The organism is Paraburkholderia sp. GW821-FHT02A12 (assembly GCF_059422005.1).
In genome coordinates this window covers 644,940-667,427 of record NZ_JBWKWA010000002.1, presented here as the reverse complement: position 1 = coordinate 667,427, position 22,488 = coordinate 644,940, and the positions used below count along the sequence as shown (strand labels likewise).

Annotated in this window: 26 protein-coding genes; 8 read left to right on the top strand and 18 right to left on the bottom strand. The window is 64.1% G+C overall.

What is annotated here, in order from left to right:
• Positions 1-26 precede the first annotated feature (26 nt).
• The 8 genes from AC07WT_RS24225 to AC07WT_RS24190 all read right to left on the bottom strand — a co-directional run bounded on the left by AC07WT_RS24225 (position 27) and on the right by AC07WT_RS24190 (position 5,755).
• Entirely contained in the window at positions 27-716 is a 690-nt protein-coding gene (locus tag AC07WT_RS24225; RefSeq protein ID WP_494948896.1) for a CBS domain-containing protein, read from the bottom strand.
• Between the two features lie 201 nt (positions 717-917).
• On the bottom strand, positions 918-1,154 hold the full coding sequence (locus tag AC07WT_RS24220; RefSeq protein ID WP_494948895.1) for a UDP-glucose 4-epimerase: 237 nt from the start codon (positions 1,152-1,154) through the stop codon (positions 918-920).
• Positions 1,155-1,229: 75 nt separating this feature from the next.
• The gene (locus AC07WT_RS24215; RefSeq protein WP_492595675.1) at positions 1,230-1,880 is read right to left on the bottom strand and encodes a BON domain-containing protein; all 651 of its coding nucleotides are present in this window, start codon (positions 1,878-1,880) and stop codon (positions 1,230-1,232) included.
• 73 nt (positions 1,881-1,953) lie between these two features.
• Positions 1,954-2,382, bottom strand: a complete 429-nt coding sequence (locus tag AC07WT_RS24210) for an Hsp20/alpha crystallin family protein (protein ID WP_494948894.1) — start codon at positions 2,380-2,382, stop codon at positions 1,954-1,956.
• A gap of 185 nt (positions 2,383-2,567) precedes the next feature.
• Complete coding sequence (locus AC07WT_RS24205) at positions 2,568-3,314, bottom strand: beta-ketoacyl-ACP reductase (RefSeq protein WP_494948893.1); 747 nt, start codon at positions 3,312-3,314, stop codon at positions 2,568-2,570.
• Between the two features lie 269 nt (positions 3,315-3,583).
• Positions 3,584-4,042, bottom strand: a complete 459-nt coding sequence (locus tag AC07WT_RS24200) for a universal stress protein (protein ID WP_492595678.1) — start codon at positions 4,040-4,042, stop codon at positions 3,584-3,586.
• 73 nt (positions 4,043-4,115) lie between these two features.
• Positions 4,116-4,469: a hypothetical protein gene (locus AC07WT_RS24195; RefSeq protein WP_494948892.1), complete on the bottom strand. Its 354-nt coding sequence runs from the start codon at positions 4,467-4,469 to the stop codon at positions 4,116-4,118.
• A 452-nt stretch (positions 4,470-4,921) separates the two neighbouring features.
• Complete coding sequence (locus AC07WT_RS24190) at positions 4,922-5,755, bottom strand: potassium channel family protein (protein ID WP_494948891.1); 834 nt, start codon at positions 5,753-5,755, stop codon at positions 4,922-4,924.
• A 386-nt stretch (positions 5,756-6,141) separates the two neighbouring features.
• On the opposite strand from AC07WT_RS24190, the gene AC07WT_RS24185 reads away from it, so the two are divergent.
• The gene (locus AC07WT_RS24185; RefSeq protein WP_494948890.1) at positions 6,142-7,773 is read left to right on the top strand and encodes an oleate hydratase; all 1,632 of its coding nucleotides are present in this window, start codon (positions 6,142-6,144) and stop codon (positions 7,771-7,773) included.
• 69 nt (positions 7,774-7,842) lie between these two features.
• On the opposite strand, the gene AC07WT_RS24180 is transcribed toward AC07WT_RS24185, so the two are convergent.
• The 10 genes from AC07WT_RS24180 to AC07WT_RS24135 form a co-directional block, all read right to left on the bottom strand.
• Positions 7,843-8,694: a F0F1 ATP synthase subunit gamma gene (locus AC07WT_RS24180; RefSeq protein ID WP_494948889.1), complete on the bottom strand. Its 852-nt coding sequence runs from the start codon at positions 8,692-8,694 to the stop codon at positions 7,843-7,845.
• A complete protein-coding gene (locus AC07WT_RS24175; RefSeq protein ID WP_494948888.1) occupies positions 8,691-10,418 on the bottom strand; it encodes a F0F1 ATP synthase subunit alpha in 1,728 nt (575 codons plus the stop codon). The genes AC07WT_RS24180 and AC07WT_RS24175 overlap by 4 nt, the downstream gene beginning before the upstream one ends.
• Positions 10,405-11,154 (bottom strand): F0F1 ATP synthase subunit delta, encoded by a 750-nt coding sequence (locus AC07WT_RS24170; protein WP_494948887.1) that lies wholly within the window; start codon positions 11,152-11,154, stop codon positions 10,405-10,407. Before AC07WT_RS24170 ends, AC07WT_RS24175 begins: the two co-directional genes overlap by 14 nt.
• A 9-nt stretch (positions 11,155-11,163) precedes the next feature.
• Positions 11,164-11,412 carry a F0F1 ATP synthase subunit C gene (locus tag AC07WT_RS24165; RefSeq protein WP_492595684.1) on the bottom strand — a complete coding sequence of 83 codons (249 nt, stop codon included), beginning with the start codon at positions 11,410-11,412 and terminating at the stop codon, positions 11,164-11,166.
• Positions 11,409-12,107 carry a F0F1 ATP synthase subunit A gene (locus AC07WT_RS24160; protein ID WP_494948886.1) on the bottom strand — a complete coding sequence of 233 codons (699 nt, stop codon included), beginning with the start codon at positions 12,105-12,107 and terminating at the stop codon, positions 11,409-11,411. The genes AC07WT_RS24165 and AC07WT_RS24160 overlap by 4 nt, the downstream gene beginning before the upstream one ends.
• The gene (locus tag AC07WT_RS24155; protein WP_494948885.1) at positions 12,104-12,385 is read right to left on the bottom strand and encodes an N-ATPase subunit AtpR; all 282 of its coding nucleotides are present in this window, start codon (positions 12,383-12,385) and stop codon (positions 12,104-12,106) included. Before AC07WT_RS24155 ends, AC07WT_RS24160 begins: the two co-directional genes overlap by 4 nt.
• The gene (locus AC07WT_RS24150) at positions 12,378-12,695 is read right to left on the bottom strand and encodes an AtpZ/AtpI family protein (RefSeq protein ID WP_492595687.1); all 318 of its coding nucleotides are present in this window, start codon (positions 12,693-12,695) and stop codon (positions 12,378-12,380) included. Before AC07WT_RS24150 ends, AC07WT_RS24155 begins: the two co-directional genes overlap by 8 nt.
• On the bottom strand, positions 12,692-13,150 hold the full coding sequence (locus AC07WT_RS24145; RefSeq protein ID WP_494948884.1) for a F0F1 ATP synthase subunit epsilon: 459 nt from the start codon (positions 13,148-13,150) through the stop codon (positions 12,692-12,694). The genes AC07WT_RS24150 and AC07WT_RS24145 overlap by 4 nt, the downstream gene beginning before the upstream one ends.
• The gene (gene atpD / locus AC07WT_RS24140) at positions 13,147-14,622 is read right to left on the bottom strand and encodes a F0F1 ATP synthase subunit beta (protein ID WP_494948883.1); all 1,476 of its coding nucleotides are present in this window, start codon (positions 14,620-14,622) and stop codon (positions 13,147-13,149) included. The genes AC07WT_RS24145 and atpD overlap by 4 nt, the downstream gene beginning before the upstream one ends.
• 136 nt (positions 14,623-14,758) lie before the next feature.
• The gene (locus AC07WT_RS24135; protein ID WP_494948882.1) at positions 14,759-15,199 is read right to left on the bottom strand and encodes a hypothetical protein; all 441 of its coding nucleotides are present in this window, start codon (positions 15,197-15,199) and stop codon (positions 14,759-14,761) included.
• A gap of 123 nt (positions 15,200-15,322) precedes the next feature.
• On the opposite strand from AC07WT_RS24135, the gene AC07WT_RS24130 reads away from it, so the two are divergent.
• From AC07WT_RS24130 to AC07WT_RS24100, 7 genes are all read left to right on the top strand, one after another.
• Complete coding sequence (locus tag AC07WT_RS24130; protein WP_494948881.1) at positions 15,323-15,472, top strand: hypothetical protein; 150 nt, start codon at positions 15,323-15,325, stop codon at positions 15,470-15,472.
• Positions 15,473-15,748: 276 nt separating this feature from the next.
• Positions 15,749-17,539, top strand: a complete 1,791-nt coding sequence (locus tag AC07WT_RS24125; RefSeq protein ID WP_494948880.1) for a PHA/PHB synthase family protein — start codon at positions 15,749-15,751, stop codon at positions 17,537-17,539.
• Between the two features lie 9 nt (positions 17,540-17,548).
• Positions 17,549-18,952 carry a bifunctional enoyl-CoA hydratase/phosphate acetyltransferase gene (locus tag AC07WT_RS24120; RefSeq protein ID WP_494948879.1) on the top strand — a complete coding sequence of 468 codons (1,404 nt, stop codon included), beginning with the start codon at positions 17,549-17,551 and terminating at the stop codon, positions 18,950-18,952.
• Entirely contained in the window at positions 18,949-20,142 is a 1,194-nt protein-coding gene (locus tag AC07WT_RS24115) for an acetate/propionate family kinase (protein ID WP_494948878.1), read from the top strand. The genes AC07WT_RS24120 and AC07WT_RS24115 overlap by 4 nt, the downstream gene beginning before the upstream one ends.
• 218 nt (positions 20,143-20,360) lie before the next feature.
• Positions 20,361-21,197 carry a universal stress protein gene (locus tag AC07WT_RS24110; RefSeq protein ID WP_494948877.1) on the top strand — a complete coding sequence of 279 codons (837 nt, stop codon included), beginning with the start codon at positions 20,361-20,363 and terminating at the stop codon, positions 21,195-21,197.
• A gap of 43 nt (positions 21,198-21,240) precedes the next feature.
• On the top strand, positions 21,241-21,648 hold the full coding sequence (locus AC07WT_RS24105; RefSeq protein ID WP_494951030.1) for a universal stress protein: 408 nt from the start codon (positions 21,241-21,243) through the stop codon (positions 21,646-21,648).
• Positions 21,602-22,429: a universal stress protein gene (locus tag AC07WT_RS24100; RefSeq protein ID WP_494948876.1), complete on the top strand. Its 828-nt coding sequence runs from the start codon at positions 21,602-21,604 to the stop codon at positions 22,427-22,429. The genes AC07WT_RS24105 and AC07WT_RS24100 overlap by 47 nt, the downstream gene beginning before the upstream one ends.
• The last annotated feature ends 59 nt before the right edge of the window (positions 22,430-22,488 follow it).

The following is a 22,488-nucleotide window of genomic DNA, read 5'->3' as shown; positions in this document are numbered from 1 at the left end:
GGCCCAGGAGTTTCGCGCTTGACCTTTTATATGCCCGGCAACACCGGGTAAGGTTCAGTATGGTCTTCCACCCGCTTCACTCCGGGAATGCTTTCTGCCGCCACGCGAACGGCCTGGACCGCCTCCATCGAATGAAAGACGCCCCATAGGTGGACAACACCATCGATCACGACGATGTTGCGCCCGGCAAATGCCCAATTGTGGCCAGTCATTTCACCCATCAGCGTCGCACGAATCTCCCGATCCGAGAGGGCCACGTCCGGCGCCCGCTCTTCGGGAATGCTGGCCAATGCCTGCACAAGATTCGCGCGGCTGACGATGCCCACAAGATGACCCGCCCTTGTCACAGGAACACGTTTGATACGCCGCCTCTCCAGGATGTTGGCTACTTCGCTCAGAGGCGTGTCTTCGTCTACAGAGATGACCGGGGTGGTCATCACGTCTTGAACTTTGAGTGCATGCGTCTTGATGTAATCCCTGGCGTCATTGCTTGACGAAAAAAGATCGAGCCACCAGGAGCGCCGGCGTTGATCGGTGCCGAGCTCTTCCCGGCGCAGCAGGTCGCCTTCGCTGATCATGCCTACGACATGTTCTGCCGCGTCGATTACCGGCGCGCCGCTGATTCCCTTGTCCACCAGCATCCTGGCAACCTCGCTCACGGTCATGTCAGGTTTGGCGGATACGACGTTACTGGTCATTACATCTGATGCACGCATGGCGAGACTCCTTCGCTGTTTCGGTTGGTGTCTTTGTTCACACTACGTCCATAACGGCCGGTATTTTTTGATGTGGATCAGCGCTGGCACCGATATAAGCTGGTTGCGTACAGCGAGATGAGGCCATCGGGCGAACCGCTTCCACCCTCGATGCCCCTACCCGCGGCAGTTGCCGCGCGCCCCGCACGCCCTTTCACGCGCCTAAAGCGAGAGCGTCTTCGCTATCTTGAGCTGCACCCATACCATGCCTTCGTGCAAACCGGCGAGCACCGCTTCGCGTTCAGTGGGGAAAATACCGCTGTGTGTGAACTCGTGATGGAAAACGCCTTCCGGCGCATTGTGGTTGAGCTGGATCGAGCAACAGAAGCCGTCAGCCGTCTGATGCGTCACCACCGACACCGACCAGTCGTTGTCGCGGACGCTACCCGAAAGTGCCATGAGTGACTCCTGATTTTTTCGGCCGCGCAAAGCCGATGCCGCCCCAAAGAAGCGCGCCCGGCCCCGCGCCGCAAGTTAGCCTATCGTCAGATAGTCGACGACCGTGTGCACGCCCGGCGCCGACCATGCCGCTCCGCGTACGGCCGATCGCTCGGCGGCGGAGTCGACCTTGCCGGTCAACGTGACGGTGCCTTCGTGCACCTTGATCTCGATGTGTTTCGCTTCACGCTCGGCGTGCCGTTGCAATGCCTGGCTAATCTGATCGCCGATATCCTGGGCGGCGGCGTCGCCGCCTATCCGGATCAGGTTCGACACACCCGTGACGCCCCGCATGTGCGCGACGGTGCGCATTGCAACATGGCTCCGATACGCCCAATCCACCTCGCCGCTCAACGTCACCCAGCCTTTCTCGACCTGCACCTTGACGGTCTCCTCGGACAGACCGACGGTCCATCGCAGGATCGTGCGAACGGCGTTGGCGATATCTTCATCGGTTCGTACGTCTGTATGCAGGAGGCGAACGTCCATTTCCACGACGACCGCCTTCACGCCGGCCACCCGCTGCGCGGCCTTTTCAGCCGCGAGTTTCTCGGCGTAGCTGGTCGGGTGTCCGGACAGCGTCACCACACGGTCGCGCACTTCGACACCGATGTCCGTGATGTCGACCGCCGGATCCCACGCCAGCTCGTCCTCGACCTGCCCTTTCAGTTCCATGTCCGATTTCATTGTCCGCTCCTTGATGGCCTGCAAAGATGCAGCCGCGCCGGGACGTGCAGCTACCAGCCCGGCGCGGCGTCAATCACGCGATCGGCAGACGCTTGCGCTCGGAAGCCGCCTTCTTGGGCAGCGTCAACGAGAGGACGCCGTCCTTGTACTGCGCAGCAGCCGTGGCTTCGTCGATCTCGCTCGCGAGCGAAAACGACCGGCTGACCGCGCCCGAATACCGCTCGCGCCGAATCACGCGCTCGCCCTCCTTCAGTTCCTGATTGCGTTCCACCTTGGCGCTGATCGAGACGAGGTTGCCGTCGATTTTCACGTCGATATCGTCCTTTTCGACACCCGGCAGTTCGGCCTTCACTGCGTATGCGGTATCGCTTTCCGTCACGTCGACCTTGATGTCGGCCAGCGGTGCATCGCCGCCCGCGCCACGCAGCGGGCGGAACAAGCCCTGAAAGAGTTCCGACATGGGTTCAAGCTGAAACGGGTCAAAACGGGTCAAGTTGCTCATCGTGTATCTCCTTGATTCATCCACGAACGTCATGGACATCTGACTACATTGAGTGTGGCTCGGCCGCATTGCTCGCCCGGCCTCGCCGCTCTCCTGAACAGCCCGTCGAATCTCTGCGCGCAAGCGGCGCCGTCTACGCGACCTCGATGATGACCTTCAGCGCATGCGTCTCGGCCGCGCGGCTGTCATCGCATATGCATGCCGCCGTTGATTGCGAAGTCCGCGCCAGTGACGAAACCCGCGTCGTCCGAACAGAGAAACGCGACGAGCGCCGCGACCTCGTCAGGTTGACCGAGCCGGCCGACCGGTATTTGCGGCAGGATTCTGGCGTCCATCACGTCCTTGGGAATCGCGGCGGTCATCGGTGTCGCCAGATAACCGGGCGACACCGTGTTGACCGTCACGCCATGTTTCGCGACCTCCAGCGCCAGCGACATCGTGAAGCCGTGAATGCCGGCCTTGGCCGCCGCATAGTTGGTCTGACCAAACGCGCCGCGAGCGCCGTTCACCGAGCCGATGTTGACGATGCGCCCGAACCGTTGCTCGACCATCCCTTTCAGCAACGGTTTGGTCATATTGAACAGTGAATCGAGATCGGTGCGCAGCACCGCATCCCAATCGTCTTTGTTCATCCTGGCCAAGGTCGAATCGCGCGTGATGCCCGCATTGTTGACGAGCACGTCGACTGAGCCAAACTCCTTGAGCACGCGTTCAGCGCAATGCGCGCACGATTCGAAGCTGGTCACGTCCGCCTCGTACGCATGAAAACGGCGGCCGGCATCGCGTTCGTGCATGAGCCAGGTGGCGACGTGGTCGTTGCGCTCGGAATGCGACATGGCGACGACCATGCCGGCGTCGTGCAGACGCCGGCTGATGGCGGCGCCGAGCCCGCCCATGCCGCCGGTGATGAAAGCAACTCGCTTAGCCGACATGGTGTTCTCCTTGCGCTGAACCGTTGAGTGCGAACTCCAGGTTCGCTCGATACGCATCAAGCGGCGTGGTGAATTCAGATTCCATGGTGCTCCTCCGGTCGTGGCCAGACGATTTGCCTAGGTACCGCGCTCGTACCGCGCTCATCTCGCGGTCGAGTTCGCGGCAGCAGTCCGTTCAATGTAGGCGACGCCGTCAGAGGCCGATTGATGTGTATCAAGCGTGCAGCGCGCCGCGGCAAAATGTGAACGGCCGCGCCGCTGAAGAACACTCAAGCCTCGGCCGGCGTTTCCCGAATCAACAACACGGGACATGGGGCGTGCCGCACGAAATGCTCCGCGACACTGCCGATCACCATGCGCCGCATGCCGCGCCGCCCATGCGTGCCCATCACGACAAGCTCCGCGCCGCGCCGCTCGGCGCAGCGAGCGAGGCAACCGGCAATGTCCTCGGCGATGCCTTGCGTTTCGACGATCTCCGAATCACCCGCCACGCCGAGCGCCTGCATCTTCGCGCAAGCCTCGTCGAGAAAGCCGCGCCCGACCTGGCGCTCCGTGTCGGTCAGCAGATGCGGATCGCAGGCACCCGCATACGTGAACGCCCCGGACTGGTCCAGCACATAGACCGCCGTCAGCTTGCCGCCCGACAGTTTGGCCATCCGGATGCCCTCGTCCACCGCGCGCTTCGACGCTTCACTGCCGTCCACTGCCACCAGAATATTTGCGTACATGACGCCCTCCTCAAGGAGCGTTGGAAAAATGGCCACGGCGCCGCAGCGGAGGCAAGCTTGTCCGGCATCGCGTTCAAACCGGGCGTCGGTCGAGTTTGCGCTCGGCGACATCGAATGCGGCCCGTACCGCTATGTTCGGATCGGCGTTCAGGCAATGCTCGATCGGCACGAACTCCCCGTTGCGCATGATCAGGTCGAGCCGCGCGTCGAAAACCGGACAGCGGATGTCGGTGGCAGGCGCGCCGGTTCCGGCACCTCCCGGCCGTTCACGAATAGCTTCGATTGCCAGGTGACAGCCCGCGATAGACTTGCTGAACCGTTCGAGGCGCATCAGTTGCGTAGCCGCCTCGCCTTCGATCTGCGAAGTCCCGGCAAAGCCTAGATAGACGATTTGCATGCCGACACCCATCACTGTTCTCCCAGACATGCCGCGATTTCTCTGGTGAGGCCGGCTTCTTTCGCGACTCCAGGAAGATCGGCGGTACATCGTTGCCGGCAGGGTCCGACGACGCTGCCGATTCCATCGCTTTTTTGCGGAACTTCAGATTCATTCGCCGGGTGTGCGTGAGCGGTCGGGCGTGCCTCCCTGCGCAGTCAGGTCGCCGCGGTAGCGACGTATGACTGGCGGCATGATTGAATAATCGGCGCGAACGGCGCGGGGCAATTGACTTGTGTCAACGCATTGGCTAGCTGCGCGCTGGCCTGATATACACGGAAAATCATGGGGTATTCCGCCGATGAAAGCGTCGGCTGCCATTTTTTAGATTTTCTATACGCATGAAGACGCGGCCGCAGACAAGCCGAGGCGCGAGTTGGCCATTGCGGAGGCACACGCTTTATCCGGTCGACGCGATTCCACCATCAGCGAATCCGCCTGGATCAATCGCGCACACCGGATGGCCGATCTTGCCCGATGGAATCTTCACCGACCTGCACTTTGGCGCCCAGACTGCCTACTTCTTTTCGCAGCAAGGCGATTTCCGCTTGCAAAGTCTTGATGTCGCGATGCATCTCACGGCGCAGCAGACGTTCTTCCTGTTCGACAAAGATGGCTGCAATGCTGGCGAACACCAGCGATAGCAGACCGTAGCCGAGCAATACGACGAAAGCGGCAAAGACGCGCGATGCGGGGGTCGTCGGCGCCATGTCTCCGTACCCGACTGTCGCGCTGCTTTCGAACGCGAGCCAGACGCCCTCGGCATAGGTGTGCACGCCTGGTTCGAGCCAGTAAAACCCAGCCCCCGCCGACGCAAGCAGCGCCGCTGCCGTTGCGAGCAACAGAAACAATCGGTTGGGCGAGAAGAATCCGCGCAGCGACACCACGATTCGCGCCGCCACCAGTCCCATGAACAGAATGCGCAAAACCCACTCGAGCGACGACCACGGAGAGACGCCCCATGCGACGCTGACTCCGGCTCCGGCCGCGATCAGAACGTCGTAGCGATTTCGCATGAGAAACCGCCTGGGCTTGCGGCTCAGATGCGTCATCCAGGCCAACGAAGCCGCGAAGCCGGCCACCATGCATGCGTATAGCGCCCGACCCATCTGATGAAACACAAGTGAGTCAACGGCCAGTTCGAAATAGAAGGCGGGAATGGCGAGCAGGCTGAAGCCGAACAGGACCCACTGTAACCAACGCCAGGTGCGCACCGCCCGTGCGTCGTCATGCGGATCGACACCGCCCAAGCCGGCTACGCGAAAACCATTGCTCATTTCGCCACCGCATCCGAGGTTACGACGCTGATTGACGGCGCCGATCCCGGCCAGCGCCCGTTCATGACGTCGCCGCTTCGGCAGGCGGGATAACGCCACGTGCTGAACCATCGTATGAGCGCGACCCCGGCCGGTTTTGACACGGATCATGAAGTTGCGAGATATGCCGAAGCCGCGCCGGCAATTGGCCGCAGCTGCGCACGAACCTGATCGCGCGATATCGGGGCAATCAAGCGCGGGGCAATCAAGCGCGCGTTCGTGATCGGTGCTTGATCCAACTCAATCGGACCGCCGGCGCCGCGGGTATGTTGGACTAACATCCGCCGCGCGCCTCCGGGCGCCCCGCCTGCATCCAGACGGCGACGAACATGAGAAGGAATTTCGACGTGCAAAACTCTGATCAGACTCCCGAACGCGCCCTTACCGCTGAAGTCGACAGTTACCGCGCAGAGGACGCCAGGTTCCACCTCGTCGGCGGCGGCATCGCTTCGCTGGCGGCAGCGGCCTTCCTGATCCGCGACGGGCACGTGCGCGGTTGCGACATCACCATTCTGGAAGCGCTCGGCAAGCCAGGCGGCAGCCTCGACGGCTCGGGTTCGGCGGAAAGCGGCTACGTCGTGCGCGGCGGCCGCATGCTCGAAAGCAAGTATCTGTGCACCTATGACCTGTTCTCGTCGATACCGGCGCTGGACGGCCGCAAAAGCGTGACACAGGAAATATTCGACTGGAACGAAACCATCAGAACCTCGTCGAGGTCGCGGCTCGTCAGGAATGGCAAACGCGAAGATTCACCCGCTTACGGACTGGATGAACAGCACCTGCTGACGCTGGGCCGCCTGTCGATCGAGCCCGAAATCATGCTCGGCAACAGCCGGATTTCCGATCACTTCGATTCGTCTTTCTTCGAGACCAATTTCTGGGTGATGTGGTGTACGACGTTCGCGTTCCAGCCCTGGCATAGCGTGGTCGAATTCCGCCGCTATCTGCTGCGCTTCGCGCATATGTCCTCCGGATTCAACCAGTTGCACGGCATCATGCGCACGGTCTATAACCAGTACGACTCGATGGTCCGGCCGCTGCGCCGCTGGCTGGACGACCACGGCGTTGCGTTCCAGCCGAACACCCGGGTGATCGACCTGTTGTTCGACGAAACCGGCCTGGAGAACCGGGTTCGCGGCATCGTCTGCGAAACCGCCCATCAGCGCCTGGAGATACCGGTTCGAGCGGCAGACAAGGTCATCGTCACGCTCGGATCGATGACAGCCGGTTCCAGCCTGGGCGGCATGGATCACCCTGCGCCTTTGAATACCGTCGACGGCACGGGCGCCTGGGCCCTTTGGAAGACGATCGCCGCGGGCCGGTCCGAATTTGGCCACCCTGCCGTTTTCGCGGATCATATCGACGAGTCGAAGTGGCTGTCGTTCACGGTGACGTTGCGCGACCCGACGCTGTTCCGGCTGATCCGCGACATGACGGGAAATACGCCAGGTGAAGGCGGGCTGATTACCTTTGCGGAGTCGAGCTGGCTTGCCTCCATCGTGGTGCCGCATCAGCCGCATTTCATCGGCCAACCCGCGGACGTGCAGGTGTTGTGGGGCTACGGCTTGCGGGTCGACCAGCCCGGCGATTTCGTCAGGAAGCCGATGTCGGCCTGCACCGGCCGCGAAATTCTGACTGAAATCCTCGGCCATCTGCGGATCGAATCAGAAGCATCCCGCATTCTCGAGCGCGCCAACTGCATTCCGTGCATGATGCCGTTCATCACGAGCCAGTTCCTGCGGCGCAGCAAAGGCGACCGGCCGGACGTGGTGCCGGACGGCTGGCAAAATCTGGCATTCACGGGACAGTTCTGCGAGTTGCCCAACGATGTCGTCTTCACCGTCGAATACTCGGTGCGCTCGGCGCAGAGTGCGGTGTACGCACTGCTTGGACTCGATCTTGCAGCACCCGAGGTCTACAAAGGCCAGCATGATCCGCGGATCGTGTACAAGGCGTTTTCGACGTTCGGAGATCGCTAGCGGTCACTGTGGCTCACTGTGGCTCACTGTGCCGCGTCGTGATGGAACCGCGCGGCACGCTTGTACCGTTCAGACGCCGGCCCCGGCCCCGGCCCCCGCCGCGAGTTCCACGATATCGGCCGTGATCTCTTCCTGACGGACCTGCCGGTAGGTTTGCGTGAGTTCGGCAAGCGTTTCCTTCACATTGGCGCGCGCGGCCAGCATCGCGCGCATTCGCGCTTCGTTCTCGGCGGCGAACGACAGCATCAACGCCTCGCACAACTCGACATACACATAGGCTTCGACCAATCCGGCAAGCAGATGGTCGGCGGGTAACGTGAGTAACGGCGGTTGGGCGCCCCGCGCAACGGAAAACCGAGAAAAATCGAACGGAATCAGGCTGTGTTCGACGATCTCGCTATGCGCGGCGATGCCCGGGATGGCGTGAACGACCGAGACATGGGTCACGCTTCGATCGCCAAGACGGGTATAAAGCGCATCGGTGATCCGGCTGGCGAGCGCCGGCACGTCGTCGGCATGGGACGGCGCGGGGGAACGCCATGCAAACGGCAGCCGGCGTTCGTTTGCCACCATTTCGCCGCGCGTACCCACGAGCAGGAGTTCGCACTGCGCCGACGCCAGACGAGGCCGCGCGCGGTCGAGGATCTGCTCGTTGAACGAGCCGACGAAACCCTGCTCCGCGCAAAGCGCGATGACGATCCGCGCGCCGCGTTCCAGCACGCGCGCAGGTTCACCCGAAGCGTGGGCCAGCGCGGCGCCGATCGCCGCGCCGACGGTCGAGGCCGAGGAACGGATACCGGGCAGCCGCCGTTGCGCTTCGCGCGAACGGGCGGCCGCAATGCCGCGCATCGCTCCGATCACAGCGTCCAGTTGCCGGGCGGTAGCGCTGCGCGATTCGATTTCGGCGAGTTTTCCGCTCATGATTCGTTCCCGCTGCTTGCCGTGCCGCTGCCGGCCGTGCCACTGCTTGCCATACCGCTGCTTGCCGTACCGCTGCTTGCCGTACCACTGCTTGCCGTACCGCTGCTTGCCGTGCCGCTGCTTGCCGTGCCGCTGCTTGCCGTGCCGCTGCTTGCCGTGCCGCTGCTTGCCGTGCCGCTACCGGCCGTCGGCGCGACCTGCTGCACCAGTTCACGAACCGCGCCGACGAGCACCGCTTGAAGGTCAGCGCTCAACGGTGCGGGCGACGACCGCGAGAAGCCTTGCGCAATTTGGGTTTGCAGGCGCTGGGTCTCCAGATGCGCAGCCAGCTGCGTGCGCACCTGCGCGACGATCCCAGTCGGCGCCGAATCGAACACGCCCTCTGCCAGTGCTGACAGCAGCGCGATCTCGTCGAGCGTGCGCAAAGCGCTGAAACGCGGCTGCGCGATCAGCGCGCGGATGCGTTCCCCACGGGCGATCTTGCCGGCGACATGAGCATCCGTCAGGCCCCCGAACCGGCTGAACATCTCCAGTTCCAGGAACTGCGCGTAATCGAGGCGCAAGCGTCCCGACACACCTCGCAAAGCCGGATGCTGCGCCTTGCCGCCGACACGGCTCACGCTTAAGCCCACATCGACCGCCGGGCGCTGGTTCGCCGCGAACAGCGCCGCATCGAGCACGATCTGACCATCCGTAATCGAAATGAGGTTGGTCGGGATATAGGCGGACAGGTTGCCCATATCGGTTTCCGCGATCGGCAACGCGGTCAGCGAGCCGCCACCCAGTGCGGCCGACAGCTTCGCCGCGCGCTCGAGCAGGCGGGCGTGGACATAGAAGATGTCGCCGGGATAGGCCTCGCGCCCCGGCGGCTCGCGCGTCAGCAGCGCCAGCTCGCGATGCGTCGCGGCGTGTTTTGTCAGGTCGTCGACCACGACCAGCACGTGCTGCCCACGATCGCGAAAATACTCGGCGATCGTGAAGCCCGCGAACGGCGCGATCCATTGCAGCCCCGGCGCTGAAGCCGCGGGCGCGACAACGAAGATGCAGCGCTCGGGCGCACCGTACTGGCGCAGCGATTCGATCACACGCTGCACAGCCGTCGTGCGCTGGCCAATCGCGACATAGACGCAGATCATGTCCGAATGCTTCTGGTTGACGATCGTGTCGACGGCCAAAGCGGTCTTGCCCGTGGCACGGTCGCCGATGATGAGCTCGCGCTGCCCGCGGCCGATCGCGAACAGTGCATCGACCAGAAGCACGCCCGTTTCGACCGGCTCGCTGACCAGATCCCGTTCGATGATCGCCGGCGCCGGCCGTTCGACCGGCATGCGCAATTCGGCGACGATGGGGTCGTTGCGGTCGAGCGGCCGTCCGAGCGGGTCGATCACCCGCCCCAGCAGCCCTTCTCCGACCGGCACTTCCAGCACGGCGCCGGTACGGGTCACGCAAGAGCCCGCTTCGACGGCGGTGGCGTCGTCGAGCAAGACGACACTGATGACATCCGCATCCAGCGTGTGCGCGAAGCCGGTCGCGCCGCTTTCGAAGCGGAGCAGTTCGTTGAGGGCCGCATCCGGGAGTCCTGAGACAAATGCAATGCCGTCGCCAAAACGTTCAACGCGGCCGAGCGTCTGCGCGTGCGGCTTCATGACGGTTCGAGCGAGTGCGTCGCGCTGGTCCGTGAGCCAGGGATCCCGGGAATCGCCGGTCATGTCAGCGGAGCCCATGATCGCCACTCAGTAACGCCGCTTTGATCTGCGCAAGATCTGCCTTGAAACTGTTGCGCACTATCGCGTGAGCTGCCGTCAATTCCAATCCGGCGATCAGCGAAGGATCGACTTCTATCTGAAGGGAAACCGGCACGCCCAGACAGACCGCGAGCGCGGCGCGGCAACGCTCCTGCTCCTGCAGGCTCAGAGCGCGTGGCGCGGCGAGCGAAAGCGCCACGCCAGTTGCGCCGAATTCTGTGCGAACCTCGGCGGGCAGTTGCGCGATCCCGTCGACGAGACCGTCGACAAAACCGCTCACGCGCGCGCTTTCAGGCAGCCGGTCAAGCAGCTTTGCCGCGATATCGACGGCGAGCTGCGTCGCCCGGGCTGCGAGAAGTTTTTCCTGTTCAAGGCGCGCGGCCTCGGCTTCGGCGGCGGCTGTCGCGCGCAGCCGGTCCGCGTCCGCATGCGCCGCGGCCAGCAGTGCGGCCTTCTCGCCTTCAGCTTCCGCAGCGATCGTTTTCATGGCGTCAGCGCGAGCCGCGACAAGGCGCTGCGTCTCGCGCACCGCCGCATCGCGCTCGAGGACCGCTGCGAGTTTCGCTGCGTCGGCGTCCGCGATCAGCGCCCGCGCCGCCTTCTGACGCTCGGCGATGATGTCCGCGACCGGACGGAACAGGAAGCGCGCCAGCAGCCATATGAGCACCAGCGCATTGATCGTCTGCAGCGCGAGCGTGGACCAGTCGATTCGCATGGCCGCCGCCTATTTGACAAACGGGTTGGCGAAGAGCAGCAACAAGGCGACCACAAGGCAATAGATCGCCATCGTTTCGATCATTGCAAGCCCGACGAAGAGCGTGCGCGACACGGTTCCTGATGAGTCCGGCTGCCTCGCGATCGCATCCATCGCGGCGGCGACTGCGCGGCCTTCGGCAAGGGCCGGCCCGATCGCGCCGAACGACACGGCCAGCGCCGCGGCGGCGATGCTGACAACTTCGATAAGGTTATTCATGAGATTTCGCCCTTTTTTATACTGACCGGGTGATGGGTATCGCTGATTGCCGCGCCGATGAAAACCATCGCCAGCACGGAAAAAATATAGGCTTGCACGGCGCCGGTCAGCAGGTCCAGCGCCATCAGCGGAATGGGGACGAGCAGACCTGCGAGCGACAGGATGATGCCGATCACGAACACGCCGCTCATCACATTGCCGAACAGGCGCACGACGAGTGAAAACGTCCGCGTGATCTGCTCGACGACGTTCAGCGGAATCATGATCCAGCTCGGCTCGGCGAACGCCGCAAGGTAGCCGGCCATGCCGCGCGTGCGGATGCCGTAGAAAACCGTGGCGCCCAGCACGATCAGCGCCAGCGCGGCATCGGTCTCGATATGCGCGGTCGGCGGCGTCACGCCGGGTACGAGCGCGGACCAGTTGGCGATCAGCACGAAGATGAAGAGCGTACCGATCAACGCGCGGTAAGTGGCGGGCCCGGTTTGCATGGTGTCGCGAATCTGCTGGTCGATCGTGACGACCAGCAGTTCAAGAGCGGTTTGCAGCCGGCTCGGCGCGATCGACAACCTTCGGCTGAGCAAGGCTGCCCCCGCGGTCACCAGAATCATGATCGCCCAGGTGACGAGTACCGGCTCCGTAATGGATAGCGGACCGATATGCAGCAGCGGCGCGGTCGCCAGCGGTGAGGTGGTCATCGGGCACCTCCGTGGCGGCGCACCGCGACAGCACGCGCAAGCAGAAACCCCATCATGCCCGCGAGCAGCGCCAGAGCGCCGTAACGCGCGAGCATCAGCAGCAGCGCGCCGGTGAGCGCGAACCTGGCAAGCTGCAACGCTAATGCCGCCATCGCTTTGCCCGCTGCGAACAACGGCCAGTTCCAGCGCAGCGACACGAAGTGCCATGCGCCGGCCAGGGTTCCGACTGCAAGTCCCAGCGCGAATTGGGTCGCTATCGATGGTAGTGGATTATTCATGATGGTTCCGTTGCTGGCGGTGCATCCATTTCCATGCCGACCAGAAGCCCACCGCCGCGCCGATCATCAGCAGCGGCGCCGAGAAGAACACGCGCGTGCCGAAGGTCCGGTCCAGCCAATGTCCCAGCGCGAGGCCCATTAACGTCGGCAGGACGATGGCCCAGCCGAGGATGCCGATCTGGCCGAGCCGGCTGCCGAGCGACGGCTCCGGCTCCTCGCGCCCGCGCGAATCGCGCTCGGCGGCCTGCCGGGCAGCGTCGGCGATCCGCTCGTCCCGCAGCTTGCGCTCGTCTTTGTGGCGCCCGTTCATCGCAGGGTGCCTCCCATGCGCTCAGCGCCCGCGCCGTCGGCGCCTACGCGTGGCCGCAGATAGCGCAGTATCTGGCGCACCGCGCGAGCATGCAGCCGCAACTGATCGACGCGGGCGCGCCGCGCCGCGTCGGCCTCACTGACGTGGCGGCTGCGAACGCCGGCTTCGAGGCCTTCCAGGGAGTCGCCGGGGACGGCTTCGCGGCAAGCAATGGACACCGTCGTTCCGTGCGATACCAGCAGCACGCCGCGATCTATCGCACAGAAGTGGATCGAGCCATCCGCACACGTCCAGCGGACCACCGAGGGCGTCAGAAGCGTAACGAAGTCGGCGTGGCCAGCCCGGATGCCGAACGAGCCGCTTTCATCTTCCGCGCGCAGGGAGACGATCTCGACGGCGTCGAACCACACATGCGACGGCGTCGCCAACGTCAGCGCCAGGTGTGCGCCGCTCATTTCGCGTTCTCCATGGCGCGGGCCACGCCGTCTTGCGCGGCGGTTTGCTCTTTAAGGCGGCCTTCGTCAAGGGTGCCGATCATGTAAAGCGAGCTTTCCTGCCACGCATCGCACTCGCCGGCCAGAATCGCCTTGCAGCCAGCGATCGTATCGGCGAGCGCCACCGAACGGCCCGCTTCGCCCGTAAAGGCTTCGGTCACGGCGAACGGCTGGGTCAGGAAGCGCTGCAAGCGCCTGGCACGCCCCACGAGGGCGCGATCCTCGGCACCCAGTTCCTCGATACCGAGCAATGAGATGACGTCCTGCAGCTCACGGTAATGCTCGATGATCCGGCGCACCTCGGTGGCGACCGCCGCGTGCTCCTCGCCGACCACAAGCGGATCGAGCAGGATCGACGACGAGGCGATCGGATCGATCGCTGGATACATGCCTTCGGCGGCCATCGCGCGCGACAGCACAACCATGCTGTCGATGTGCGCGGCGATAGCGGTCACTGCGGGGTCGGTGAAATCGTCGGCCGGCACGTACACCGCTTCGATCGCTGTGACCGAAACATCGCCGACCGATACGATGCGCTCCTGCAGGCTTGCGACTTCGCTCGCGAGCGTGGGCTGATAGCCGACTCTGGACGGCATACGCCCCAGCAAGCCGGACACCTCCGCACCCGCCTGCACGAAACGGAACACGTTATCCATCAGCAGCAGTACGTTTTGCCGGTGTTCGTCGCGGAAATACTCAGCGATCGTCAGAGCCGTAAAGGGCACGCGCCAGCGGGCTCCGGGCGGCTCGTTCATCTGTCCATAAACCAGTACGGTGCGCGTCAGCACGCCGGACGTGCGCATGTCGAGCAGCATTTCGTGACCTTCACGTGAGCGTTCGCCGACCCCCGCGAATACGGAGATCCCTTGATAGCGCTCCACCATTGCATGGATCAATTCCATGACCAGCACGGTCTTGCCGACCCCTGCTCCGCCGAACATCGCCGCCTTGCCGCCCTGGGCAAGCGGCGCGAGCAGATCGATCACCTTGATGCCCGTGGCGAAAAGCGTGGTGGTGCCTTTCTGCGATGCGAGCGGCGGTGCTGCGCGATGAATCGGGCGACGCTCGATCTGCGCGGATAAGGCTTCGCCGCCGTCGCGTGCCGCTCCAGTCACATCGAGCAGCCTGCCCAGAACAGTTTCGCCGACAGGCGCTTCGATGGGTCCGCCGCCGACGCTCACACGGGCCCCGCGCCGCAATCCCGCCGTCGATTGCAGCGCTAGCGCCCGCACCGTTGTTTCGCTCAGATGGGCTTGCACCTCGGCGAGAACCGGTGCGAGGTCGTCAGACAGGATGAGGAGCGCGTCGTTGACGGCGGGAAGTGTGTCGTCGGCAAACGTGACGTCGACAACTGCCCCTCGCACAGCGACCACATACCCGTCGCTAGCGGCCGACGGAATTGTCGAGGGTGGTGTTGCCAGATGCGCCGACATTGTTTGGCCTCCATGCGGCCGCTGTAGAACAGTCGCAAGATACCGCCGCGGCCAGTCGAAAAACTGATCTCCGTCAAACCTGTGGGAAATGACGCTGAATCAGGCGTGAGCGGGAGATCGACAGCTCGGTCGTCCGTCACGATGAAGCGCCGACGAATGGCCGGAAGTTCATCTCGACCGCGCGAATCTGTTCGGCGCAAGTCCTGTATAGCCAGCCCGGATTGCCGTCGGCGCGATACATGCCCCGGCACATCGCTTTCAGTCTGATCGTCGAGGCGCCGTGATCGTCGGTTGTCCTTGTCGCCCATACATAGACGGTGCCGTAAGTATGCGGCTCGGCCGTTTCGATTGCCGTTTCGTCTGCGCGGCGGATCGGCGTTATCGAGTGTTGCGCGACGTACGTCTTCGTCAAGCTCCATAGACGATCGCAGTCCGCGCGCACGGAACAATCTACCCGTGCGTGGGCACGCGCCTCCTCGAGCTGGACCTCGGTATCGCGAAGCGCAGCATCGCGTGCCTGGGTGGTGCATGCCGCAAGCCCCGCGACGGCAAGCACGAGAAACAGCCTGTTGTTCATGTCCGCTCGATCCTTCGACACATCAGCACATCCGATTCGCAGCGCATGCCACGAGCATAGGTGCGCATCAGAGCGTTCTTATGATCCATGTCAAGCGGCGGACTTGCCCGTCATCACTGGTCGATGTCTTTTCCGGCCGGCTCAATGGGGCCGAAGGTCGAGGCAGTGTGCGAGTTCGTCTCGCGCACCGGCCGGCCGGCAGTCATCGGCTCGCTCGACCGCATCGAGGAGATGGCAAGCGCCACGGCGGGCACGCGCGTCACGCACGCGTAGGCAGCATTCAGCGACCGGTTACCCATTCTTCCCCGCTCCCACTTCCATTGACCGAGATCAAAAGCCAGGGCCTGCGGGCGACTAAAGTCCAAACATCCGCAATTGGTGCGTCGCACAACATGAGCGCGCCGATTGCTGTGTCAGCGCAGTGCATTTGTTTCCAGACCTGTCCCGCGTCCGGAACACCGTTCCTGGCGTGACCGTCGTCTCCCAGCGGCTTCGCATTGATCCAGCGATACCGTCGAACAAAGCGCAGTCGAACGCAAAGGAATCTCAATGGACACCCGCACGCGAGCAGTGAGCGCCGAATTCCCCGCCGCAGCGGGCAGCGCTGCGGCCTGCCTTGATAGCAAAACGTTTCGCGACCTGGACCACGCGAAGGAGGCGCTAATCGCCCGCATGACCTTCGGTCTCTCGCCTGCGGCGCTGGGCGCGGCGCTGTCCGACTGGCTCATCCATCTCGCGGTGGCGCCGGGCAAGCAGCTCGAACTGGCGTCGCTGTGCGCGTCGAATGCGAGACGGCTATCCGACTATCTCGTGCAACTTGCACTCGGACAGCAAGCGGCTCTTTTGACAGAGCCGTCGCCCGCCGACCACCGGTTTCGCGCCGACGCGTGGCAGATCGAGCCATATCGCCTGTGGCAGCAGAGTTTCCTGCTCGCCGAGCAGTGGTGGAATACGGCCACCCGCGACGTGCCGGGCACCACGCGTCATCACGAGGACGTCGCGTCGTTCGTTGCGCGCCAGTTGCTCGACGTGCTGGCGCCGGCAAATTGTCCTGTCACTAACCCCGAAGTCATCCAACGCGCGGCGGCAACCCTTGGCCTGAGCCTCGTCCAAGGCGCCCGCAATGCGTTCGAAGACGCGAGCCGCGCCTCCTCCGGCAAGCCCGCAGCCGGGATGGAGCAGTTCAAGGTCGGCGTGACCCTCGCGACCACGCCAGGCAAGGTCGTGTTCCGCAATCACCTGATCGAGCTCATCCAGTACAGCCCCGCAAGCGACGCGGTTCTCGCCGAACCTGTCCTGATCGTGACGGCGTGGATCATGAAGTACTACATCATGGATCTGTCGCCGCATCACTCGCTGATTCGCTACCTGGTCGAGCAAGGCCACACGGTGTTCTGCGTTTCGTGGCGCAACGTAGATACCGAAGACCGCAATCTCGGTCTCGACGATTACCGGCAATCAGGCGTGATGGCAGCACTCGGCGCCGTCTCGCGGATCGTGCCGGACCGGCGCATTCATGCAACCGGCTATTGCCTCGGCGGCACGCTGCTGTCGATCGCCGCCGCGGCGATGGCCGAGGCCGGCGATGAACGGCTCGCCTCCGTCACGCTGTTTGCCGCGCAGACGGACTTCACCGAGCCCGGCGAGCTGCAACTTTTCATCGACGACAGCGAAGTCTATTTCCTCGAAAGCATGATGTGGTCGCAAGGCTATCTTGCCGCCAGTCAGATGTCCGGCGCGTTTCAATTGCTCCAGTCGAACGATCTGATCTGGTCGCGCGTGATACGCGACTATCTGCTCGGCGAGCGCGCACCGGCGAACGACCTGATGGCCTGGAATGCCGACGCGACCCGCATGCCGTACCGGATGCATTCGGAATATCTGCGGCGCCTCTTTCTCGATAACGAGCTGGCTTCTGGCCGATACGTGGTCGACGCGCGGCCTGTCTCGATTCGCAACATCCGCGCGCCGATGTTCGCGGTGGCGACGGAGGGCGATCACATCGCGCCGTGGCAATCCGTCTACAAGATCCACAACCTCTCCGATACCGATATCACATTCGTGCTGACGAGCGGCGGTCACAACGCGGGCATTGTCAGCGAGCCCGGTCATCCGCACCGGCACTTCAGGATGAAACTCAGCGCGGCCAACGACCTGCGTATCGGGCCCGATGAATGGACGGCCGCCGTCACGGCACAGGACGGCTCGTGGTGGCCCGCGTGGAGCGAGTGGCTCACAGCACATTCGAGTCCGCAGCGCGTGGCGCCGCCGTCAATGCCGGCCGGCGCGAACGGTCATCCGCTGGCGGACGCGCCCGGCACTTACGTGTTTCAGGCTTAGGAGGCGCTGGTGAACGACAACCTGTTGCGCAACCGGACTTTCGACGAACTTGCCATCGGCGAATCGGCGTCGCTCGTGCGGGTAGCCGTGCAGAACGACATCGACCTGTTCGCCGCCGTGTCCGGCGATATCAACCCCGCGCATGTGGACGCGGCTTTCGCATCGGGCGACCTGTTCGGTCACGTGGTGGTCCACGGCATGTGGACCGCCGCGCTGATCTCCGCCCTGCTCGGCACGAGGCTGCCCGGCCCGGGCACCATCTATCTCGACCAGAGCTTGCAGTTCCGCCATCCGGTCGCACCGGGCGACACCGTTACCGCGACCGTGACGGTGAAGGAAAAACGCCCGGACAAGCGCATTGTCCGGCTCGACACCTGTTGCACGAACCAGGCGGGCGATGTGGTGCTGCGGGGCACTGCGACCGTGATCGCCCCTGCAACACCGGTCGCGTGGCCATCCGCGCCGCGCCCCGACGTCACTGTCCGGCGGCACGACCGCTACGAGGCGTTCATCCGCGAGGCGCGCGCCCGTCCCGCGTTGCGTACCGCGATCGTCCATCCGTGCTCCGTGGAAGCCATCATGGCGGCGCTCGAGGCCCGCGACGAGGGTTTGCTCGAGCCCCTGCTGATCGGCCCGGAGGCAAAAATCCGCGCCGCTGCGGAGGCGGCCGGCGTGAGTCTCGACGGCATGCCGATCGAGGCGGTCGAGCACAGTCACGCGGCGGCGGCCCGTGCAGTCGAACTGGGGGCGGCCGGTCAAGTTGCCGCGTTAATGAAAGGCAGCCTTCATACGGACGAGTTGCTCGCCGCGGTCGTTGCGCCGGCATCCGGCCTGCGCACCGCGCGGCGCATCAGCCATGTCTATGCGATGGACGTGCCGGCCTATCCGAAGCCGCTGGTTGTCACCGATGCGGCGGTCAATATCACGCCGTCGCTCGAGCACAAGCGTGACATCTGCCAGAACGCGATTGACCTGCTGCATGTCATGGGCGTCGAACTGCCGCGGGTCGCAGTGCTCGCCGCAGTGGAAACGGTCAACCCCAGAATGCCGACCACGCTCGACGCGGCCGCGCTCACCGTGATGGCCGCACGTGGCCAGATCACCGGGGCGCTGGTCGACGGCCCGCTCGCGTTCGACAACGCCATCAGCTTCGCCGCCGCGAAAACCAAGCAAATCAATTCGCCCGTCGCGGGTCAGGCGGACATTCTGCTGGTCCCGGACCTGGAGGCCGGCAACATGCTTGCCAAACAGCTCGTGTACTTCGCCGGCGCCGATGCGGCGGGCCTTGTGCTCGGTGCGCGCCTGCCGGTCATCGTGACGAGCCGCGCCGACAGCGCGCGCGTGCGCCTCGCTTCCGCGGCGCTCGCCAAGCTGGCAGCCGAACGCACGCCGGGGGGCCCGATCCGATCATGAGCGCTCCACTCCTGCTGACGTTCAATCCCGGCTCCTCGACCATCAAGATCGGCTTATACAGCGTGCTGGATAACGAGGCGTCGAGAATCGGCCATGGCTTAATCGATTTACGGCATCAGCCGTTGCGCCTTCATCTCGTCCACGGTGGCGGAACGAACGATATTCCGCTCAAAGCGGCCGTCACCGACGAGCTTCACGAAGTCCTCGACGAGACGCTCGGATGGTTCGCCGCGCACTTTCCCCTCGACGATCTGGTTTGCGTCGGCCACCGCGTGGTGCATGGCGGCGATCGTTTCGGCGGGCCCGTGGCGATCGACGACGCCACGCTCGCGGCCATCACCGCGCTCGTGCCGCTAGCGCCCTTGCACCAACCGCAAAGCGTGCGGCTCATCCGGGCCATCCGGCATCTGCGGCCGCATCTCCTGCAGACGGCATCGTTCGACACGGCATTTCACCGCACCCAGACCGATCTCGTGCGGCGCTTTGCGATTCCGCGCCAGCTCTTCGACGAGGGCATCAAGCGTTACGGCTTTCACGGCCTCTCCTATCAGTTCGTCATTGGCCAGTTCGCACGCCGGTTCCCGTGCCGCGCGCGCGGCAAGGTCATCGCCGCGCACCTGGGCAGCGGCGCAAGTCTGTGTGCGCTGGAGGCGGGCATGAGTCGCGACTCCAGCATGGGCTTTTCGACACTCGACGGCATTCCGATGTCGACCCGCTGCGGCGCACTCGATGCCGGCGTGGTGCTCCATCTGCTCGACCAGAAGGCCCTCGATGTCAAGGAAGTCGAGACGATGCTGTACGAGCATTCCGGCCTGCTCGGCGTTTCCGGCATCAGTGCGGACAGTCGTGAACTGCTGGCAAGCGAGCGTCCCGAGGCTCGCGAAGCACTTGATCTCTTTGCGTTCCGCATTGCTGGCGAGACGGCGCGGCTTGCCGCCACGCTGGGCGGTCTGGACAGTTTCGTGTTCACGGCCGGCATCGGCGAACACCAGCCTGAAGTACGCGCCGCTATATGCGAACGGCTCGCATGGCTCGGCGTCGAGCTCGATCCGCACGCCAACGGCGTCAACGCCCGCGTCATCAGCAGCGGGCGCAGCCGGGTCACCGTTCTGGTGCTGCCCACCGACGAGGAGCAGATCATCGCCGACGAGGCTGTCGCCGTGCACTACCGCGCGGAGATCAAGTCATGAAGCCAGTCATCGATCTTTCGGGCCAGCGCGGACTCGTTGTCGGCATCGCCAGCGAGCGGCTTTCATATCACCGCCTGACGGCGGAACGCGGTCGGCACACCGCCGATCCGGCGTCGCGCGCTACCGCACCGTTGATCTTGATCAACGCCGGCGACCACCCGGCTCATAGACTCAGATCACGCGTTCATGCGCCAACCATCCACTTCAGGAGCGTTGCAATGACCTACAAGACCATCGTCGTTCATCTGGATACGAGCCAGCGCGCGCATCCCCGGCTCGAACTCGCGCTGCGCCTCGCCAGGCAGTTCGGCGCCCATCTGACCGGCGTGTTTGCGGTGTTCTCGCCCGATCCGCGTTCGCTCTACGTGCTGGCCGGAACGGCCGAATACTATGGCACGCACGAACATCTGCGCGCGGAACGCCGCGGCGCGCTCGAGCGGCTCTTTCACGCGGAGTTGAGCCGCGCGGAGGTGGCCGGCGAGTGGATCGCCGTCGACGCCCCGGCAAACCTCGCCGTGCCGCATCGCGGCCGGTGCGCCGATCTGATCGTCGCCGGCCAGCACGACCCGCGCGATCCGGAGTCGTATGTCGGCGACTATTTTCCTGAAAACCTGATCATGTCCTCGGGCCGCCCGGTGTTGCTGATGCCTTACGCCAGCACTGTCACGTCACCCGGCGCACACGTGATGGTCTGCTGGGACGGCAGCCGCGAAGCCACCCGCGCGGTCCACGATGCGCTGCCGTTCATGCGCGCGGCGCAAACCACCACAGTCGTCACCGTCAACGGCGCAAGGGGCGAGCCGCGCCCACGCATTCCGGGCGCGGACATCGCGACGCTCATCGCCCGGCACGGCGTCAACGTCGAGGTCAAAGACATCGACGTTGACGCCGGCGCGTCGATCGGCGACACGCTGCTGTCGCAGGCGTGCGCGAGCGGCGCGGATCTGCTCGTGATGGGCGCCTATGGTCATGCCCGATGGCAGGAACTGGTGATGGGCGGAGCGACCCGCACGATCCTCCAATCGATGACCGTACCGGTACTGATGTCGCATTGATGAAATGAAGCATCGAATCAGTTCCATTCAGGAGAAGTTCGCCATGTATCAGCAGATTCTGGTCGCCGTCGACGGCAGTGAAACGTCCACGCGCGCCCTGGACGCTGCGTTGCAGCTCGCGCGCGACGCCGGCGCAAAACTGCAGCCCCTTTTTGTTGTGGACGTCCCATTGCTGGTGTATGACGTGCCCGGTTACGACCCTTCCTCTGTCCGCAATGCACTGTTCGAGGAAGGCGAGCATGTGATCGGCGACGCTGTCGGGAGCATGAAGCGAGCCGGTGTGCAGGGTCCGCCGCGCATCATCGAAACCGGCCTGTCGGGCGACGACGTCGCGCATTGCATACTGCGCGCGGCAAACCCGAGGCAAGCGGCTCACAAACGGCCGAACCCGTCAAGGAACCTTCATGAACTGCAAAACCCTGCTGGTGCATCTGGACGACAGCACCCGTAGCGCCGTGCGGATCGAATTCGCGCTTGAACTGGCCAGCCGGCACGACGCGCATCTGATCGGCTTGTACGTGGTTCGTCAGGATCTGACGCAGCCGATGTTCCTTCACGGCGAACTCGCGTGGCTCGCGACTCGCGAAGCGCAACGCAATGCCAACCTCAAGGGCGCACAAGCGCGTTTCCTGGCAGCGGGCGAACGAGCCGGGCGCAGCGTGGAATGGCGGGCGCCGCCAGGGCCGGCGGTGGAAACGGCGGTCCTGCACGCGCGCCACGCCGACCTCCTGATTCTCGGTCAGTATGATCCGGACGACCCTTCATCCTATGTTGCAGGCCACTTTGTCGAGGACGTGCTGATGAGCTCGGGCCGCCCCGCCATTGTGCTGCCCTACGCCGGGACTGTCCGTTCGTTCGCCGAAAACGTGCTGATCGCGTGGGACGGCAGCCGCGAGAGCGCCCGGGCGATGACCGATGCCTTACCGGTGCTCAAACGCGCGAAATTCGTCACCGTGATGACGGTGCAGCGATACCCGCATAGCGAAGCGCCAGCCGGCATCGAGGTCGCCGCCTGGCTCGAACGGCACGGCATCCAGGCGGGATTTTCGACCGCGTCCAAGGTGACCGGCGTCCCTATGGGCGCAACGCTGCTGAACATACTGGCCGATCGTCATATCGATCTGCTGGTGATGGGCGCGTACGGGCATGCACGCGCGCAAGAACTGCTAGTCGGCGGCGTCACGCGGATCATGCTTGAGTCGATGACCGTACCGGTACTGATGTCGCATTGACCGAACAATTCAGCCATTGCGCGAAAAAAGCCCTCGCGCAAATTAAAGCGCCCGGTTTT

Excerpts from the sequence above, each read along its gene's own strand:
- atpD (WP_494948883.1), bottom strand. The coding sequence starts at position 14,622 with ATGTCGGCGCATCTGGCAACACCACCCTCGACAATTCCGTCGGCCGCT.
- AC07WT_RS24115 (WP_494948878.1), top strand. The coding sequence starts at position 18,949 with ATGAGCGCTCCACTCCTGCTGACGTTCAATCCCGGCTCCTCGACCATC.
- AC07WT_RS24225 (WP_494948896.1), bottom strand. The coding sequence starts at position 716 with ATGCGTGCATCAGATGTAATGACCAGTAACGTCGTATCCGCCAAACCT.
- AC07WT_RS24150 (WP_492595687.1), bottom strand. The coding sequence starts at position 12,695 with ATGAACGGGCGCCACAAAGACGAGCGCAAGCTGCGGGACGAGCGGATC.
- AC07WT_RS24155 (WP_494948885.1), bottom strand. The coding sequence starts at position 12,385 with ATGAATAATCCACTACCATCGATAGCGACCCAATTCGCGCTGGGACTT.
- AC07WT_RS24215 (WP_492595675.1), bottom strand. The coding sequence starts at position 1,880 with ATGAAATCGGACATGGAACTGAAAGGGCAGGTCGAGGACGAGCTGGCG.
- AC07WT_RS24100 (WP_494948876.1), top strand. The coding sequence starts at position 21,602 with ATGAACTGCAAAACCCTGCTGGTGCATCTGGACGACAGCACCCGTAGC.
- AC07WT_RS24105 (WP_494951030.1), top strand. The coding sequence starts at position 21,241 with ATGTATCAGCAGATTCTGGTCGCCGTCGACGGCAGTGAAACGTCCACG.
- AC07WT_RS24175 (WP_494948888.1), bottom strand. The coding sequence starts at position 10,418 with ATGGGCTCCGCTGACATGACCGGCGATTCCCGGGATCCCTGGCTCACG.
- AC07WT_RS24200 (WP_492595678.1), bottom strand. The coding sequence starts at position 4,042 with ATGTACGCAAATATTCTGGTGGCAGTGGACGGCAGTGAAGCGTCGAAG.
- AC07WT_RS24180 (WP_494948889.1), bottom strand. The coding sequence starts at position 8,694 with ATGAGCGGAAAACTCGCCGAAATCGAATCGCGCAGCGCTACCGCCCGG.
- AC07WT_RS24145 (WP_494948884.1), bottom strand. The coding sequence starts at position 13,150 with ATGAGCGGCGCACACCTGGCGCTGACGTTGGCGACGCCGTCGCATGTG.
- AC07WT_RS24195 (WP_494948892.1), bottom strand. The coding sequence starts at position 4,469 with ATGTCTGGGAGAACAGTGATGGGTGTCGGCATGCAAATCGTCTATCTA.
- AC07WT_RS24135 (WP_494948882.1), bottom strand. The coding sequence starts at position 15,199 with ATGAACAACAGGCTGTTTCTCGTGCTTGCCGTCGCGGGGCTTGCGGCA.
- AC07WT_RS24110 (WP_494948877.1), top strand. The coding sequence starts at position 20,361 with ATGACCTACAAGACCATCGTCGTTCATCTGGATACGAGCCAGCGCGCG.
- AC07WT_RS24190 (WP_494948891.1), bottom strand. The coding sequence starts at position 5,755 with ATGAGCAATGGTTTTCGCGTAGCCGGCTTGGGCGGTGTCGATCCGCAT.
- AC07WT_RS24160 (WP_494948886.1), bottom strand. The coding sequence starts at position 12,107 with ATGACCACCTCACCGCTGGCGACCGCGCCGCTGCTGCATATCGGTCCG.
- AC07WT_RS24205 (WP_494948893.1), bottom strand. The coding sequence starts at position 3,314 with ATGTCGGCTAAGCGAGTTGCTTTCATCACCGGCGGCATGGGCGGGCTC.
- AC07WT_RS24125 (WP_494948880.1), top strand. The coding sequence starts at position 15,749 with ATGGACACCCGCACGCGAGCAGTGAGCGCCGAATTCCCCGCCGCAGCG.
- AC07WT_RS24130 (WP_494948881.1), top strand. The coding sequence starts at position 15,323 with ATGTCTTTTCCGGCCGGCTCAATGGGGCCGAAGGTCGAGGCAGTGTGC.
- AC07WT_RS24220 (WP_494948895.1), bottom strand. The coding sequence starts at position 1,154 with ATGGCACTTTCGGGTAGCGTCCGCGACAACGACTGGTCGGTGTCGGTG.
- AC07WT_RS24210 (WP_494948894.1), bottom strand. The coding sequence starts at position 2,382 with ATGAGCAACTTGACCCGTTTTGACCCGTTTCAGCTTGAACCCATGTCG.
- AC07WT_RS24170 (WP_494948887.1), bottom strand. The coding sequence starts at position 11,154 with ATGCGAATCGACTGGTCCACGCTCGCGCTGCAGACGATCAATGCGCTG.
- AC07WT_RS24165 (WP_492595684.1), bottom strand. The coding sequence starts at position 11,412 with ATGAATAACCTTATCGAAGTTGTCAGCATCGCCGCCGCGGCGCTGGCC.